The following is a 596-nucleotide window of genomic DNA, read 5'->3' as shown; positions in this document are numbered from 1 at the left end:
GATCGTGCGTGCATCCAGCGCTGTTGCGCTGCCAAAGCCGCGCGAGCGGTTAATGGTGTCGGTAATTTGCTGCGCCATGGTGAAATCTTCATTATTCAGCTGCAAATTAATGGTGTTACCGCCGCCGAACTGGCTGGGTAATTCGCGTTCGATGGTCGCGCCGTTGGTAATACGTCCGCCATTGAGCTGGTTCACCTGCACGCTGCTACCACCCGCTGCGGCGCCTGCACCACCGACCAGAATATTCCCCTGCGCCAACGCATACACCTGGCTATCGACCCCTTTCAGCGGCGTCATCAGCAGCGTTCCGCCGCGCAGGCTTTTGGCGTTACCCATTGAAGAGACCACTACGTCAATGGTTTGCCCCTGACGACCANACTGCGCGGTGACCATTACCGCTGCCACGTTTTTCAGCTGCATATTGGTGCCGGTAGGCACGGTGATCCCCAACTGCGACAGCATGTTATTCAGCGTTTGTGTCGTAAACGGTGTCTGGGTGGTCTGGTCACCCGTACCGTCCAGCCCGACCACCAGCCCGTAGCCTATCAGCGAGTTTTCCCGCACGCCCTGCACGCTGGTCAGATCACGAATGCGAT

At 58.2% G+C, this 596-nt stretch carries 1 protein-coding gene; it reads right to left on the bottom strand.

The window, feature by feature from the left end; translation table 11 throughout:
* On the bottom strand, positions 1–596 hold a 596-nt coding region (locus FDX22_RS22480; RefSeq protein WP_186805443.1), incomplete at both ends, for a flagellar basal body P-ring protein FlgI.

The organism is Citrobacter sp. TBCS-14 (assembly GCF_005280805.1).
In the GTDB taxonomy this organism is placed as follows: domain Bacteria; phylum Pseudomonadota; class Gammaproteobacteria; order Enterobacterales; family Enterobacteriaceae; genus Citrobacter; species Citrobacter gillenii.
Note: the sequence above shows the minus strand (reverse complement) of the source record. Positions and strands in the feature narration are given on the sequence as shown.